Source organism: Octadecabacter antarcticus 307 (assembly GCF_000155675.2).
In the GTDB taxonomy this organism is placed as follows: domain Bacteria; phylum Pseudomonadota; class Alphaproteobacteria; order Rhodobacterales; family Rhodobacteraceae; genus Octadecabacter; species Octadecabacter antarcticus.
Window position 1 is genome coordinate 451366 of the sequence record NC_020911.1, and the last position, 15644, is coordinate 467009.

18 protein-coding genes and 1 pseudogene are annotated in these 15644 nt (G+C 55.1%); 11 read left to right on the top strand and 8 right to left on the bottom strand.

The annotated features are described in order from the left end of the window. Positions 1–7: 7 nt before the first annotated feature. Positions 8–1609 (bottom strand): annotated as a pseudogene (gene ccoN / locus OAN307_RS02385) (cytochrome-c oxidase, cbb3-type subunit I). A gap of 187 nt (positions 1610–1796) precedes the next feature. On the opposite strand from ccoN, the gene OAN307_RS02390 reads away from it, so the two are divergent. After that, positions 1797–2636, top strand: coding sequence for a universal stress protein (locus tag OAN307_RS02390; protein ID WP_015498257.1), 840 nt, complete (start codon positions 1797–1799; stop codon positions 2634–2636). On the opposite strand, the gene fnrL is transcribed toward OAN307_RS02390, so the two are convergent. Continuing rightward, on the bottom strand, positions 2633–3370 hold the full coding sequence (gene fnrL, locus OAN307_RS02395) for a transcriptional regulator FnrL (protein ID WP_015498258.1): 738 nt from the start codon (positions 3368–3370) through the stop codon (positions 2633–2635). The two genes, OAN307_RS02390 and fnrL, sit on opposite strands and share 4 nt — an antisense overlap. Before the next feature lie 188 nt (positions 3371–3558). On the opposite strand from fnrL, the gene OAN307_RS02400 reads away from it, so the two are divergent. Both OAN307_RS02400 and OAN307_RS02405 read left to right on the top strand, forming a co-directional pair. Next, positions 3559–4740 (top strand): MFS transporter, encoded by a 1182-nt coding sequence (locus tag OAN307_RS02400; protein ID WP_015498259.1) that lies wholly within the window; start codon positions 3559–3561, stop codon positions 4738–4740. Positions 4741–4820: 80 nt separating this feature from the next. Then, positions 4821–5843, top strand: a complete 1023-nt coding sequence (locus OAN307_RS02405) for an aspartate-semialdehyde dehydrogenase (RefSeq protein ID WP_015498260.1) — start codon at positions 4821–4823, stop codon at positions 5841–5843. Positions 5844–5903: 60 nt separating this feature from the next. Here OAN307_RS02405 and OAN307_RS02410 read toward each other — a convergent pair whose 3' ends face one another. Then, the gene (locus OAN307_RS02410) at positions 5904–6227 is read right to left on the bottom strand and encodes a sodium-dependent bicarbonate transport family permease (RefSeq protein WP_015498261.1); all 324 of its coding nucleotides are present in this window, start codon (positions 6225–6227) and stop codon (positions 5904–5906) included. A 78-nt stretch (positions 6228–6305) separates the two neighbouring features. Next, positions 6306–6953 (bottom strand): carbonic anhydrase, encoded by a 648-nt coding sequence (locus OAN307_RS02415; protein ID WP_044044433.1) that lies wholly within the window; start codon positions 6951–6953, stop codon positions 6306–6308. A gap of 140 nt (positions 6954–7093) precedes the next feature. On the opposite strand from OAN307_RS02415, the gene OAN307_RS02420 reads away from it, so the two are divergent. The 3 genes from OAN307_RS02420 (at position 7094) to OAN307_RS02430 (ending at position 9788) form a co-directional block, all read left to right on the top strand. Further along, a complete protein-coding gene (locus OAN307_RS02420) occupies positions 7094–7498 on the top strand; it encodes a hypothetical protein (RefSeq protein ID WP_015498263.1) in 405 nt (134 codons plus the stop codon). Positions 7499–7584: 86 nt separating this feature from the next. Then, complete coding sequence (locus OAN307_RS02425; RefSeq protein WP_015498264.1) at positions 7585–8964, top strand: leucyl aminopeptidase family protein; 1380 nt, start codon at positions 7585–7587, stop codon at positions 8962–8964. Continuing rightward, a complete protein-coding gene (locus OAN307_RS02430; RefSeq protein WP_015498265.1) occupies positions 8961–9788 on the top strand; it encodes a C40 family peptidase in 828 nt (275 codons plus the stop codon). Before OAN307_RS02425 ends, OAN307_RS02430 begins: the two co-directional genes overlap by 4 nt. A gap of 9 nt (positions 9789–9797) precedes the next feature. Here OAN307_RS02430 and OAN307_RS02435 read toward each other — a convergent pair whose 3' ends face one another. The 4 genes from OAN307_RS02435 to OAN307_RS28745 all read right to left on the bottom strand — a co-directional run bounded on the left by OAN307_RS02435 (position 9798) and on the right by OAN307_RS28745 (position 11540). Continuing rightward, positions 9798–10133 carry a DUF2794 domain-containing protein gene (locus tag OAN307_RS02435; protein ID WP_015498266.1) on the bottom strand — a complete coding sequence of 112 codons (336 nt, stop codon included), beginning with the start codon at positions 10131–10133 and terminating at the stop codon, positions 9798–9800. 195 nt (positions 10134–10328) lie between these two features. Further along, positions 10329–10628: an I78 family peptidase inhibitor gene (locus tag OAN307_RS02440; RefSeq protein ID WP_015498267.1), complete on the bottom strand. Its 300-nt coding sequence runs from the start codon at positions 10626–10628 to the stop codon at positions 10329–10331. Positions 10629–10682: 54 nt separating this feature from the next. After that, a complete protein-coding gene (locus OAN307_RS02445; RefSeq protein WP_015498268.1) occupies positions 10683–11300 on the bottom strand; it encodes a TetR/AcrR family transcriptional regulator in 618 nt (205 codons plus the stop codon). Between the two features lie 63 nt (positions 11301–11363). Beyond that, on the bottom strand, positions 11364–11540 hold the full coding sequence (locus OAN307_RS28745) for a hypothetical protein (RefSeq protein ID WP_187292536.1): 177 nt from the start codon (positions 11538–11540) through the stop codon (positions 11364–11366). 152 nt (positions 11541–11692) lie between these two features. Between OAN307_RS28745 and mbfA the strand changes: the two genes are divergently transcribed. Genes mbfA through OAN307_RS02470 form a run of 5 tightly spaced genes read left to right on the top strand, consistent with a single transcriptional unit; the run spans position 11693 to position 15643 of the window. Next, positions 11693–12670 (top strand): iron exporter MbfA, encoded by a 978-nt coding sequence (gene mbfA, locus OAN307_RS02450; RefSeq protein ID WP_015498269.1) that lies wholly within the window; start codon positions 11693–11695, stop codon positions 12668–12670. A gap of 38 nt (positions 12671–12708) precedes the next feature. Next, complete coding sequence (locus OAN307_RS02455) at positions 12709–13632, top strand: AEC family transporter (RefSeq protein ID WP_015498270.1); 924 nt, start codon at positions 12709–12711, stop codon at positions 13630–13632. Between the two features lie 13 nt (positions 13633–13645). Continuing rightward, complete coding sequence (locus OAN307_RS02460) at positions 13646–14341, top strand: nitroreductase family protein (RefSeq protein ID WP_015498271.1); 696 nt, start codon at positions 13646–13648, stop codon at positions 14339–14341. Further along, positions 14341–15168 carry an S-formylglutathione hydrolase gene (fghA, locus tag OAN307_RS02465; protein ID WP_015498272.1) on the top strand — a complete coding sequence of 276 codons (828 nt, stop codon included), beginning with the start codon at positions 14341–14343 and terminating at the stop codon, positions 15166–15168. The genes OAN307_RS02460 and fghA overlap by 1 nt, the downstream gene beginning before the upstream one ends. Then, the gene (locus OAN307_RS02470) at positions 15146–15643 is read left to right on the top strand and encodes a YaiI/YqxD family protein (RefSeq protein ID WP_015498273.1); all 498 of its coding nucleotides are present in this window, start codon (positions 15146–15148) and stop codon (positions 15641–15643) included. Before fghA ends, OAN307_RS02470 begins: the two co-directional genes overlap by 23 nt. The last annotated feature ends 1 nt before the right edge of the window (position 15644 follow it).

Below are 15644 nucleotides of genomic sequence, written 5' to 3' on the forward strand. Positions count from 1 at the left end.
AGCCTCCTTATTCAGCGGGAATGGCCGCGGTGGAATCAGCAGCATGTTGCTGCTTTCCGAAGGCTGTCATCTAAAGGTTGAAACACATGATGATTGCGCCGGTTAGGTACAGGGCTCCGCCCAGACCACGCACGACATACATCGGGAACTTGGCCTCAACGGTGTCAGCAAAGCTGTTCACCAAGAAACCCTGTGCGTCGACTTCGCGCCACATCAGGCCTTCCATGATCCCGGTGACCCACATCGAAGACGCGTAAAGAATGATCCCGATCGTCGCGAGCCAGAAGTGGTAGTTCACCAGACGCAGCGAATAAAGCCCTGCGCGGTTCCACAGTTTTGGTGTCATGAAATACAGTGCCGCAAATGTAATCATACCGTTCCAGCCCAGCGCACCGGAATGCACGTGGCCGATGGTCCAGTCGGTATAGTGGCTTAGCGAATTCACTGCGCGGATCGACATCATCGGACCCTCGAATGTGGACATGCCATAAAAGCCGAGTGAAATGACCATCATGCGAATGATCGGGTCGGTGCGGATTTTGTCCCATGCACCTGACAGCGTCATTAAACTGTTGATCATGCCACCCCAGCTGGGCATCCACAGAACGATAGAAAACACCATGCCAAGGGTCGTCGCCCAGTCAGGTAACGCGGTATAATGCAGGTGGTGCGGGCCGGCCCATATGTACGAGAAAATCAATGACCAGAAATGGACGATCGACAGTTTGTAACTGAACACCGGCTTACCGGCCTGTTTTGGGACAAAGTAATACATCATGCTCAGGAAACCTGCTGTCAGGAAGAAACCAACAGCGTTGTGGCCGTACCACCACTGGGTCATCGCATCCTGCACGCCTGCGAAAACCTGCACAGACTTTGAGCCGAAAATGCTGATAGGCAACGACAGGTTGTTGACAATGTGCAGCATCGCAACGGTCACGATAAAGGCGAGGAAGAACCAGTTCGCGAGGTATATATGTGGTTCTTTGCGTTTGACGAGCGTGCCAAGAAAAACGACCAGATAGGCGACTCAAACGATGGTCAGCCAGATGTCTACGTACCATTCAGGTTCGGCGTATTCTTTCGATTGGGTGGCCCCCATCAAATACCCCGTCGCGGCCAGCACGATAAAAAGATTGTACCCCCCAAACACGAACCACGCGGTGTTGCCGCCCCACAGACGGGCAGCACAGGTGCGTTGCACGATATAAAACGACGTACAGATCAGCGCGTTGCCACCGAAGGCAAAGATCACTGCGGACGTGTGGACCGGACGTAGGCGGCCGAAGTTGCCGGAACCCTGTAGGAGTTCAAAATTCAACGATGGAAACGCCAGTTGGAACGCGATGAATGTGCCGACAAGAAATCCGGCCAGCCCCCAAAACGCCGTTGCAACCACGCCGTAACGGATCACACCGTCCATGTAGCCTGTGAGTTCTGGTGGTCTGATGTCGTCAGCAGTGCGTACCGACCAAACGAACATGCCCGCTGATATGACCATGATGATAATGGCGTGAACTTGATAGGCAATATCACGCGCCCAACTTGCGGCCACCGCCGCGAGCAGGGTGATAATCCCGAACGCAAGTATCTTGAACCAATTCCACATCGCGGCGTTCCCTTTTTCGAATAGGACGAATGTGTCCTGCAAATATCTATGGAACGGGTTTTTCACGGATCAGCCCAAGGCCGCATTGATCCATGTCAAAGAAATGCACGGTTTATTTTGATATCAACCAACGGGTGACGGTCAACGGATTGTGACATTGAAACGACCCAAAACAGGAGCCCTGAACATGAGTTATAAAACCATTGCCATCGTCATCTCGGACGAGGTTGGCGACAAAGCAGCATTGCAAGCGGCGGTCACTTTGGCCAACCGCGAGGGCGGACACCTGGATGTCTATTGTCTTGGCATCGATCCGATGCGTTACGATGTGGCGCCCATGGGGGCGTCATTGGCAGTTATGGGCGCAGGCACTGGTGAAGCGCAGGCGCGGGCTGCCACATTACTCGATTGGGCGCAATCCTGTGTTAAGGGCGCACTGGCGCCAACAGCGGTCCAAAAACTGGTCGTCACGTCTGCTGGCCTCGACGCGGCCATCGCGCGGGTTGTGCGGTATTCTGACCTGATCATCGCATCGCAGCCTTACGGCGAGGGGTCGACGCAATTACAGACCATCATCCTTGAGGCGGCTTTGTTTGGCACCGGCGCGCCTGTCATGATGATTCCACGTACCGCTGACGATATCGGAGCCTTTGATCGCGTCATGGTCGCATGGGACGAAAGCACCCAAGCACTGGAGGCTGTACGCAAAGCCTTGCCAGTCCTAAAGCGTGCTGACCGCGCCGAAATCATCATGATCAACCCTCCATCTCATTCGCCGGAACGATCCGATCCGGGTGGCGTGATTTGTGTGATGCTGGCACGCCACGGCGTAAAAGCGGACGTTTCGATCCTTGCCAAAACGATGCCGCTTGTTGCGGAAGTCATCAACCGCCACGCTCAAGATCAGGCAGTCGATTTGATAGTTATGGGCGCATATGGTCATTCGCGCTTCCGCGAAGCGCTGATTGGCGGCGCGACCCGCGACATGCTTGAAACCGCGCGCGTTCCGATCCTGATGGCGCACTAAATGTGCGAGATCGGGTCGCTGCCGGTCTGTTCCAGTAAACGCGCCATATCTGGCACGACCACCCGCCGTTTGCCTTCAAGTAGAATAATATCCTCCCGCTTCAGCGCGGAGATTTGGCGGCTGACCGTTTCTAGCGTAAGGCCCAGATAATCTGACATTGCTTCGCGTGTGAGTGGCAAATCAATCGTCACTGGCGCTTTGGCCAGTGGAACATCGAGGGTCTTTTCGCGGCGGGCAATTATGGTCAGCAAACTCGCGATTTTTTCGCGTGCGGTTTTGCGACCGAGGATCAACATCCATTCGCGGGCGGCATCCAGTTCATCCATCGTCATTTCAAGCAGGCGTTCGCCAATGTGTGGGGTGCGAATCAACATTTCCTCAAACGGTTTGCGCCTGAAGCAACATAGCGTGACATTGGTGATTGCGGACACATCATAGGCAGACGTTCCGCGCCAAGGGCGGCCGATAAAGTCGGATGGAAGCAAGAGCCCCAACATTTGCGTGCGCCCGTCCTCAAGCGTTTGACCCAGCGTTGCGACACCGCGCACCACAGAGGCCACAAAGGTCAGATCATCGCCCGCCCATACAATCGTTTGTCCAGCCTCAAACATGCGGTAAAACTTCATGTCTTCGAGCTGCGCCAATTCATCATCATCGCACTTTGCGCAAACGGCGCGGTGGCGGATTGGACAATCGGCGCATTGCACGTTCAATTTTGAAATGTTGATGGCCATGATGAATCCTCTCAGATCAGTAGGATATTTTAATGACTTTATAGGAACGGTAATTAGTCAACAATGGTTTTAGTTTAACTGTGCGAACGAAAAGGCGCCTCCTAACGCTTTGGTGCAGGGGATGAATGCCTCTGGCGCTTGCGCCTTACGCGCCGCCATGCGACCTCTGTGGAAAAAGGGGCTTTGGTATGCGCATCGGTTTGATTGTTCTGGTGCTGGGCTACGTGCTGAGCCAATTTTACCGCGCATTTCTGGCGGTCTTGACCCCTGCGCTTGAGGCGGATCTGGGTGCAACAGCCGCCGATCTGTCGTATGCGTCCGGCCTTTGGTTTATCGTCTTTGCCGCCATGCAGATTCCCGTCGGTGAGGCACTGGATCGCATCGGGCCGCGGGTCACTGCCGTTGTTTTGTTCAGCATGGGCGGGGCAGGCGGGGCATTGGTTTTCGCGATGGCGCAGACACCTGCCCATATTGCTTGGGCCATGGCGCTGATCGGCATCGGCTGTTCGCCTGTGTTGATGGCGGCTTATTACATCTTTGCGAAAATGTATCCGGCGGTGATGTTTTCGACCCTTGCTGGTGCGATGATCGGCTTTGGCAGCTTGGGAAATCTGGCAAGTTCTGCACCCATGGCGTGGGCCGTAGAAGCGTTCGGTTGGCGTGAAACAATGGTGGTGCTTGCGGTGGTGACCCTGTTGGTGTCAATCGCGCTTTGGGTGGTTATGAAAGACCCACCCAAGACTACGTCGACAGGGCCAAGAGGGTCCGTCTTGGACATCCTCAGGATCAAAGCGCTGTGGCTGATTTTCCCGATGATGTTTGTGAACTACGCCCCCGCCGCGGGTCTGCGCGGGCTTTGGATCGGCTCGTATGGCACGGATGTGTTTGGGGCTGATACGTCGATGATTGGCACCATGACGCTGGTCATGGGCCTTGCAATGATCGCAGGTAACTTCGCCTATGGACCGATGGACCGCGTGTTTGGCACCCGCAAATGGGTCGTGTTTGTCGGTAACGCGCTGGGTGCTATGGGCTGTTTTGTTTTGTTCTTCTTGGCCAGTGATGTGTCGATCTGGACGGCGACTGCGTTGCTCGCACTGGTCGGTCTTGCAGGGGCATCGTTCCCGATAATGATCGCCCACGCTCGCCCGTTCTTTCCCGAACACCTTACGGGGCGCGGTGTGACGTTGATGAACCTTTTCGGAATAGGTGGTGTCGGGGTCATGCAAATTATCACCGGACGGTTGATGACGTTCTGGCAGGACAGCAAAGGTGACGCAGAGGCCTATTCGCTCCTGTTCGGGTTTTACGGCATCCTTATTTGTTGTGGCCTTGCGATCTATGTCTTCAGCACCGACCGCACAGACTAAGGCCCCTTTCGTTTAAGGCGCATTGGGTCTAAGACGCGCGTGTCCCATAGGGGACATGCATATACAAAGGATCCGAACGCATGGGCTATAGAATCGTCATTGCGGGCGCCACAGGTAACGTGGGCCGCGAAATGCTCAACATTCTGGCAGAACGCCAGTTTCCAGTGGATGAGGTTGTCGTACTGGCATCCCGCAGATCGCTCGGCACGGAAGTGAGCTTTGGCGACAGAACGTTGAAAACCCTGGACTTGGATACCTTTGATTTTACCGGCTACGACATTGCATTCTTTGCGGTCGGGTCTGACGCGACAAAGAAATACGCGCCCATCGCGGCCAAGCAGGGGTGTGTCGTCATCGATAACTCATCGCTTTATCGCTATGATCCTGACGTGCCGCTGGTCGTTCCAGAAGTGAACCCTGAGGCTGTCGATGGCTACGCGAAGAAGAATATTATCGCGAACCCGAACTGTTCGACTGCGCAGATGGTTGTGGCGCTGAAGCCTTTGCATGACCGCGCCAAGATTAAGCGCGTTGTCGTGTCCACATATCAGTCCGTATCCGGTTCGGGCAAAGACGCGATTGATGAGCTGTGGGACCAGACCAAATCAATCTACAATCCGACCGACTCCAAGCCGCCCAAGGTCTTTACCAAACAGATCGCGTTCAACGTGATACCGCATATCGACGTTTTCATGGACTCAGGCGATACCAAAGAAGAATGGAAGATGGTCGCCGAAACCAAAAAGATCATCGATAAGTCCATCAAGGTCACGGCGACCTGCGTGCGCGTGCCTGTTTTTGTCGGCCATTCTGAATCGATCAACATCGAGTTCGAAGATTTCATCGACGAAGACGAAGCCCGCGATATACTACGCGAAGCACCGGGTGTTATGGTCATCGATAAACGCGAAGATGGTGGATATGTTACGCCCGTCGAATGTGTCGGTGATTTCGCCACGTTCGTCAGCCGCATCCGTCAAGACAGCACTATCGACAACGGCCTGAACATGTGGGTGGTGTCTGACAACCTGCGCAAAGGTGCGGCTCTTAACGCTGTGCAGATCGCGGAAACGCTTGGCAACCGTTGTCTGAAAAAGGGCTAATCCCGCTGGCTGCTATTGGAATCGGTATTAACGGGAAAAAGCCCCACCGCTTGGTGGGGCTTACATAACAGCGGCAACCGTAACCATGTAGCCTTTTGACGAAATTCCGCGCCCGTTCAGAACGGACGTAGCACTCACAAACGTCACGACTGCAATCGTACCGTAATGACTTGTCACCGCAGCTGCATCAATGCGGCTAAGATTGGTCATGATTTTCAGCATCTCGAACGCGACAGTGGATACTGAAATCGACTGCAACGCCCTCACCGCAACCTCTGGCACGCTCAAATCCGATCGGCCCAATGCGGCAAAAATGCCAGGCACGAAAGACAGGATCACACTGGAAAGCAGGTTTGCCGCGGCAAGGTCAAAAATTTCAACCATTAGAAATCCGGTCACCGAATTCAAAAAATACTATAAAATAATTATGGAATAACAAAACGGTAACAGAAGTTTCACGTCCTAGAGGGGTTCAAAGACGTCAGTGTCAGCGTCGTAAACTTCAAGCCCGCCATGACCAATGTCGTTCCAGAGACCATGTAGCGATAACCGACCACTGTCGACTGCTTCCTTCACATGCGGAAAGGTCATGAGGTTTTTGAGCGATATCACAACGCTGTCTTTCTCAAGTTGGCGCACACGCGTCACATCGTTGCCTTTTGGCAGTTTTTCAAAGCTAGGGCGCAAAATGTCCATCCAGCGACCGACGTAGCTACTTTTGGCCTCAAGTTCGGGCGCGTTTCCGGAACACATGTCATAACAGGCCTGCACGCCGCCGCAGGCCGAATGGCCCAAAACGATCAGATGCGAAACTTTCAACCCCGTAACGGCATATTCAACGGCAGCAGACGTGCCGTGATGCTTGCCGCCAGATTCCTGTGGGGGGACCAAGTTTGCGATGTTGCGGTGAATAAAAAATTCACCCTGATCCGCCCCAAAAATCGATGTGACATGCACGCGACTGTCGCAGCAAGACACCACCATCGCGCGCGGGTGCTGACCGCCTTCAGCCAGTTGCATATACCAGCCCTTGTTTTGTTCGTAAGTTGTTGCTTTCCAACCATGATATCGGCGGATCAAATAGTCTGGAAGAGGGCGAGCGAGGTTCATGATACTGTCCGTTTCGTCAATTTTACCCTGCATATGGCGAATTTATCGGAAATTCGAGCGATTTATGCAGCGCGGTTGAAACCAATTGGAAACTTTGGGGTCATAGTTTTGCACTGGGGTGAAGTGAGAGTGGGATCAAAATGGATCAACAACAGACTTGTAATGGGTTAGGCGCGATTGCGCGTCTGATCCCGATGGAACCGTTTGGGCGAGGCGTACATGACTTATCGCCATACGCACCGGCGGATGACGATTTTGGCCACGGTGATGTGATTTGCGCGGGCTTAGAGGAACTATCGCGGCATTTGAAATGGGTGGACGACGATTATCAGTCCGGCCATCTCGATCGACTTGAGGCGCGTTCGCGCAGCATCGTCATGCTCGCAGATCAGCTTGGTTTGCGGCGGGTTGGGCAAGTCGCGGCGGACGTCGCCTATTGCATTGATGATCCTGATGAGGTCGCTTTGGCGGCGACTTTGTCGCGATTGATGCGGTTGATGACGCAAGCCTTGGATCATGCGGGGGGGGCGATTTCAACCTTCTGAATTGGGGGGGTGATTTGGGTGTGTGGGCCGTGGCCCTTGCCACAGGCATGGTTTAGGTTGACGCAACAATCATGCCAGAGGTCCGAATGTCACCCCAATTTGCCCCGCCATCTGCTACCACAATTGCGCTAATCACGGTCACGACTGACGATTTTGAGGCGACGCTTGCCAATTTGCCAAATGCGTCGGCAGACTGGTTGCGGGCCACTGGGTTCGCCGCGAGCATCGGCGCAATGGCCGCTTTGCCGAACGCCGATGGATCAATCAAGGCTGTCTATGTCGGCTTGGGTGCCAAGGGCCAAACACGTGTCCGTTTTGGCATCGCGGCGGCAGCTGCAAAACTCCCAGCCGGAACCTACGCTTTGGATACAATGCTGACGGGTCCTGCATTGGAAGAAGCGGCACTGGGCCTATTGCTCAGCCTATATCAATTCGACCGCTATAAGGCCGCTCCAGCGCAAGGCCGTGCATTCGTTGCGCCAATCGGTGTTGACGCAGTGCGGATCGAAGCATTGGCCGATGGTGAATGCCTGACCCGTGATCTGATCAACACACCGGCGTCTGATATGGGGCCGGACGAACTTGCAGACGCTGCACAGATATTGGCGGCGCAGCACGGCGCGACTATGGTGATTATCCAAGGCGATGACCTGCTTAATCAGAATTTCCCGCTGATACACACGGTTGGCCGCGCGTCCCCGCGCACACCGCGTCTTATTGATATGTCATGGGGTCATTATGGTCCAAAACTGACGCTTGTTGGGAAGGGTGTGTGTTTTGATACAGGCGGTCTCAATCTCAAACCTGGCGCGTCGATGGGATTGATGAAGAAAGATATGGGCGGCGCTGCAACCGTATTGGGCTTGGCCCATATGATCATGGCGCTAAAGACGCCGCTGCAACTTCGTGTGCTGATTCCCGCCGTGGAAAATTCTGTTGACGGGTCTGCGTTCCGCCCTGGTGATGTTCTGAACAGTCGCAAAGGGCTAACCGTTGAGATCAACAATACCGACGCCGAAGGGCGGCTGGTTCTAGCCGATGCGCTGACACTGGCGGACGAAGGCAAGCCTGACCACATCATATCTATGGCGACTTTGACGGGTGCTGCGCGCGTTGCTGTCGGGCCAGATATCGCGCCGTTCTTCACGACCGACGACGCAATGGCCCGAGCATTGGCACAGGCCGCTGCTGAGGTCGCGGATCCAGTCTGGCAAATGCCGTTTCATGACCCCTATGAGGCGATGATTGAACCGCAGATTGCGGATCTGGACAACGCGCCATCGGGCGGATTTGCCGGGTCTATCACGGCGGCGCTGTTCCTGCGACGGTTCGTAACAGATACGCCATACACGCATTTCGACATTTACGGCTGGAACCCAACCGCGGCCCCTGCGCGACCTAAGGGTGGCGTTGGCATGGGCGCACGGGCTATTTTGGCAGCCTTGCCCGACGTCTTGGATCTATGACCGACGCCCGCTTGACCCCCGCCAATGGGCGTGTCGCGGCCAGCCATTTGCGCGGCCGAGTTACGGCTGACGTGTTCGTTGGCGGTGAATCCGCTTCGATTGGGCAAGTTGTGGTCGATCTCTGTGTGGCTCCTACCGGCAGGCGCGAACGGCAGCTGCTTCTTGGCGCTGCTGTGACGGTTTTTGAACGCCGCGAAGGTTGGGCCTTTGTGCAAGGCAAAAGCGATGGTTATGTGGGCTATGTGCCTGAGTCTGCGCTTGTCAAACCGAACGACACGACCCACCGTGTCGCCACCCAGGCGACACACGCCTACGCAACCGAAAACATCAAATCACCCGACCTTTTGCATCTGCCATTTGGCGCAGAAGTCACCGTTGTCGGTGAGCGGCACAAGTTCTTTGAAACGCCGCATGGCTTTATCCCTAAAAAGCATCTGCGCCCGTTGGCGCAACTGTTTGCGGACCCCGCCACTGTTGCGCAGTTTTATTTTGGTGCGCCGTATCTTTGGGGCGGAAATTCCACGCGCGGGGTTGATTGTTCAGGCCTTGTTCAGGCGGCGTACCACGCCTGTGGTCATTTGTGTGCCGGTGATAGTGACCTGCAAAGCGACGGATTGGGGCGCCAGTTAGAGAGCGGTGAAAACCTGCTGCGAGGTGATTTGATTTTCTGGGATGGCCACGTCGCGATGATGCTTGATACCGACACGATGATCCACGCAAACGCCCATCACATGGCAGTGGTCTACGAAGGTCTGGCGCAGGCGACACTGCGGATAAAAGCACAGGGTGACGGCGACGTTACAGCCCGCAGACGGGTCCTTTGATCGCATCGTTCAATCTATGGGACGCATCAATTTGCGTTCTAACACCCGCAAAACTTGGCGCAGATCGTTGCCGCGTTTAAGGATCCGCCCTTCCATCCCGATCACAACGTATTGCCCTTGTTTCAGTCGAAGGCTTGGGCGTTTTTCGATGCGATACATCGGATGTTCAGCAGTGCGTCGAAACACAGAAAAAATTGCGACCTCTTTGAGGTGCGAAATCCCATAGTCGCGCCATTCACCCGCCGCCACAAATCGCCCGTACACAGACAGGATCGCGTTAAGCTCCGTTCGATGAAATGCAATTTGGGTGGGCGCGGCATTGGGAAATGGTGTCGGTGCGTTCATCGCGCTAGATTTGCCCTAACGCGGTATCAAATCAACCCCGCCCGCTTCATAAAAAGCGTTGGCGCCCCCAAATCACCCCGCACCAGTCCTATTCGCGCCACATTCGGACGGCACTAAGATGCTATCGAAAGTCCTCCGAAGGCGTGTCTTATCAGCCCCCAGCCAGTGCGTGTCTTCGGAGTGACATTTTGACTCTCAAGAACAGGAAGTCGACCTGATCCGGTTGTCAGAACCGACATTAAAGTTGATCCGTTCTGGGCGAAAATCCATCGTGTCCGCCTGATTTTGCCGGATCACACGGACCTGCCCGAGCAACAAAACACGTTCCAGCGTGGTCGCGTCTTCGCCGATCAGAGCGGCGTACTGGCTGGCGTTACAGGTATCTTCAGTCACGGCTGGAAGTCCTGTGCCTATTGACGTTTGCGTATCTGGATCGACAGCAGTGTCGCATGCTGCGAGTGCAAAAATTATGGCGATTGTTAACAGGTTTTTCATACGCGCTTATCCAGTCTCCTGCCAATCAGCGCAATGCCCAGCCGAACGCGCTGTTCAGGTTGCGTACCGCGCGAGGAACGTTTCAACCGCGCCGACCACGATCCGCTTTTTTTGCGTGTCATCAAATGACGCGTCCATGCTGAATATCAGGCGCGGAAATAGGTCAGTCTTGCAAAGTTCACTAAATTGATCAGCGGCCAATGGCAGATCGTCGATCTTTAGCTCATTGCGTGAAATGCCAACCTTCATGAACGCAATCAGTCGGTCCCGTACCAGCGCTGGGCCGCTTTCATAAAACTCGCGCCCCAATTCGGGAAACCGATCACTTTCGGCGACACACAGCCGGAAAACCTGCAGGCCGAAATTTGATGTGAAAAAATTGACCATTTGCCACGCGGCTTGTGTCAAAACAGTGCCAGCTGGCAGGGACATATCAATGGTTTCGACGGCTGCTTCCGCTTGGCGGATACATTCGGACTTAGCGACTTCCATGAACAGCAAACGTTTGTCTGGAAAGTAGCTGTACAGCGTCGCCTTAGACACGCCAGCTGCGCGGGCAATATCGTCAACGCTCGCCCCCTCGAAACCATCAGACATGAAAATTTCGCGCGCTCCGTCCAGAACTTGGTCGAACTTGCGCCCGCGCTTCACCTTTGGTGGTCCGTCAGCCATGAATGGTCTCCCTGCCCAATCCTATAAACTGAACCGTTTAGATCGGGCAAGGAAAGGCTTGGTTTATTCCTGTACGATGCACAGGCCTGTTGCCGCGTCTGGTGATAAGCAGTCTTTGTTGACGGTAACGTCCGCAGTGGGCGGGAACGACAAGTTTGGAAGCGAAAAAGTGATGCCGCCAGCGGTTGCGGATGTAGCAAGCATAAGGGTCGTTGCGGTGATAAGTGCGATGCGTTTCATGATGCGTTCCTTTCAAAGTGAACTTGATTTTCAACCATCTAAACCGTTTAGTTTAGCTTGCAAGCATTAAATGAACCGATCGGTTCACTTAATGGGGTTGAACCTGCACAAAAGTGAAGTACATTAGAACTGTTCTAATAATGAGGTTCACCATGATCCCTGGAGTATCAAGCAGAAAGCGGTTCTCTGACCTCGCCGAGCAAGAGGTTCTCGCGCTCGCTATTTCGTCAGAAGAAGACGACGCGCAGATATACCGCAGCTACGCGCATCGTCTGCGCGACGACTTCCCGGCCTCAGCTGCGATATTTGATGGAATGGCCGTTGAGGAAGACGAACATCGCCGCCGCCTCATCGACTTGCACCAGTCCCGCTTTGGCGACACTATTCCTCTGATCCGGCGTGAACATGTCGCTGGATTTTACGCGCGTCGCCCCGTTTGGCTTATCGAAAACCTCGGCCTTGATCGCATTCGCGACGAGGCCCGCCAAATGGAACGCGACGCGCAACGTTTCTACGAAATGGCTGCTAAAAATACGACCGATGCGGCAACCCGCAAACTGTTAGGCGACCTCGCCATGGCCGAGGCGGGCCATTCGCAGCGGGCGGGTGAACTGGTGGATGAAAAAGTCAGCACCGATGCCGACATGGAAGAAAAAGACGCAGCACACCGCCAATTCATTTTGACGTGGGTACAACCGGGGTTGGCCGGGTTGATGGACGGGTCCGTCTCAACGCTCGCGCCGATCTTTGCGGTCGCATTTGCAACGCAAAACACGTGGACGACATTTCTTGTCGGCCTTGCCGCCAGCATCGGCGCGGGCATTTCCATGGGCTTTACCGAAGCCGCCAGTGACGATGGTCAAATTTCAGGGCGCGGCGCGCCGTGGAAACGCGGCGTTGCGTCCGGAGTGATGACGACGCTTGGTGGTCTGGGACACGCGATGCCGTATCTTATCACCGACTTCTGGACGGCGACAGTTATCGCCATCATCGTGGTGTTCGTCGAACTATGGGCCATTGCGTGGATCCAAAACCGTTACATGCAAACGCCATTCTTTCGCGCGGCTTTTCAGGTTGTCCTTGGGGGTGCGCTGGTTCTGGCGGCCGGTGTGATCATCGGCAGTGGGTAGTGCTTTTGCCTCGTGCGATGTGATGTTAACGCTGTGGCATGATAGAAATATTTCTCCAGACTTTGCCGTTTTTTGCACTGATTGGCCTGGGCTACGGCGCGGGGCGGTCTGGCTTTTTCACGCCCGAAGCCACGGCGTACCTCACGAAATTCGTCTTCTATTTTGCGCTGTCGGCAATGCTGTTCAAGTTCTCGGCGAACCTGTCCCTCAATGAAATCTTCGACTGGCCGTTCGTGCTTGCCTACCTTTGGGGAACGATGTTCATCTACCTCATCGCGACAGGCGTGGCACTGCTGCGCAAACGTGGCATCGAAGAAGCCGCGATTGAAGCCCAATGCGCCGTCATCGGCAACGTCGGGTTTCTTGGTATACCGATGTTGGTGCTGCTTTTGGGCGAAAAGGCCATTGGGCCTGTTATGTTGGTCCTCGCCGTGGATCTTATTGTATTTGGCTCGCTTATCGTGATCCTTATTACGGGATCGCGCGACGGGCGGATGTCGCTAGGCGTTTTGCGGACCGTTGGTGTCGGATTGCTGAAAAACCCGATGATCGTTTCCATCTCGCTCGGCCTTATCGTGTCATCTATTGGCCTGCCGGTCCCGAAGCCTGCGAATGAATTCCTGTCCCTCCTTGGCGCCGCCGCCACACCCGGTGCGCTGTTCGCGATCGGCGCGTCCCTCGCGACAAAGTCTGCTGAGCGTATTATTGTTGCGGGCTGGCTGTCGTTTGCCAAACTGGTCTTGCACCCTGCCGCTGTCGCTTTTGCTGCACTTGTGATGTTTCCGGTAGACGCATACGCGGCGGGCGTCATGATCGCAGCTGCTGCCTTGCCCGTGGCGGGAAATGTCTACATCCTTGCGCAACACTACGGGGTCGCCCCATCGCGGGTGTCGGCGTCAATTCTGATTTCCACCGCATTCAGCGTTATCACGGTGTCCGCCGTAATTGCCGCCGTCACCTGATAGAAAGCCCGCCATGACCAATGCACTCCCAACCTATCAGGCCCTGCCACTGCCCGACCGCAGCGATTATGACGATGCCAAAATGCTGGCTGAGGCAGAACAGTTCTACGCTCATGTCAAAACCCGTCACTCGATTCGTGAATACATCGACAAACCTGTCCCAAAACCCATTATTGAAGCCTGCGTTCTAGCCGCGGCAACCGCCCCAAGTGGTGCAAACCAGCAGCCTTGGTATTTTGTGGCAATCAGCGATCCCGCGATGAAATCCGCAATTCGAAAAGCTGCTGAGGACGAGGAAGAAAAATTCTACAGCGGTGCTGGTGGCGATGCATGGCTGAAAGCGCTGGAACCGATTGGCACTGACGCGTCCAAACCACACCTTGATATCGCGCCGTGGCTGATCGTGGTTTTCGCCCAACGCTGGGGTGAAAGGGACGGCGTGCGGGTGAAACATTACTACGTCCCGGAAAGTGTTGGAATTGCAACGGGGATGCTGATTACGGCGTTGCACACTGCCGGACTTTCATGCCTCACACATACGCCCAACCCGATGAAATTTCTCAATGAACTTTGCGCCCGCCCAGAGAGTGAAAAGCCTATCATGATCCTTGCTGTGGGGCACCCCGCCGACACTGCCACAGTGCCGGCCATTGCGAAAAAGAAGAAGGGATTAACAGAAATCCTGACCACATATGAAGGTGATGCTTAATGGAAATCTTATCAGAAAACCAATGCTTTGGCGGCGTGCAGGGTGTCTATAAACACCGATCAACTGCCACTGGAACCGACATGACCTTTGCGGTTTTTCTACCCGCTGAAGCCGCCGACGGACCCGTGCCGGTACTGTGGTTTCTGTCGGGTCTGACCTGCACCCATGACAACGCCATGACCAAAGCAGGCGCGCAGGCGTGGGCTGCCGAACAAGGAATTGCAGTGGTTTTTCCCGACACGTCCCCGCGCGGTGACGGTGTTCCGAATGACGACGCTTTTGACCTTGGCCAAGGCGCTGGATTCTACGTCGACGCGACCGAGGCGACGTGGTCCGAACATTTCAAAATGTGGACCTACACAACGGAGGAACTGCCTGCCCTGATCGGTGAAAACTTTGCTGTCGACTTGACCCGCCAATCTATCACTGGCCATTCCATGGGCGGACACGGCGCGCTGACGATGGCGATGGCACTGCCCGGGCGGTTCCGGTCTGTGTCCGCCTTTGCGCCAATCTGTAACCCGACCCAAAGCGATTGGGGACGCAAACAATTTACGGCCTATTTGGGCGATGAGGCAAACTGGGGGCCGCATGACGCGACATTACTGATGCAGGGTGGCGGGTTTGACGGGCCCATGCTTATCGACACGGGAACGGATGATCAATTCTGGGATTTGCTCGGCACTGAGGCCTTCGCCACTGCGATGACCGCCAAGCGGCAGCCCGGTCTGTTACGCCTGCAAAAAGGCTATGATCACAGCTATTTCTTCATCTCAACATTCATGGAAGATCACGTGAACTTCCATGCAGAAGCGCTTTGGGCATGAACAGCGTCGCACCAAAGGTGCGCCCGTGATTTACATCGACGCGGATGCCTGCCCCGTAAAGGCCGAGGTCGAGAAAGTCGGTACGCGTCACGGCGTGCGGATTTTCGTTGTGTCCAACGGTGGACTGCGACCATCACAGAACCCGCTGGTTGAAACGGTGATCGTTCCTGATGGCCCAGATGTCGCCGACATGTGGATCGCAGATCGCGCGGTCACGGGCGATGTGGTCATCACCGGCGACATTCCCTTAGCTGCCAAATGCGTTGCAGCGGGCGCGCGCGTGCTGAAACACAACGGCGAGGCCTTGACGCAAGCTAATATTGGCAATGTCCTCGCGACGCGTGATCTGATGACAGACATCCGCGCTGCGGATCCATTTCGACAGGGCGGCGGCAAGGCCTTTTCAAAATCCGACAGGTCCCGTTTTCTGGATGCGCTGGAACGAGAGTTGCGCACGGCCAAAGTAACCAAATGAG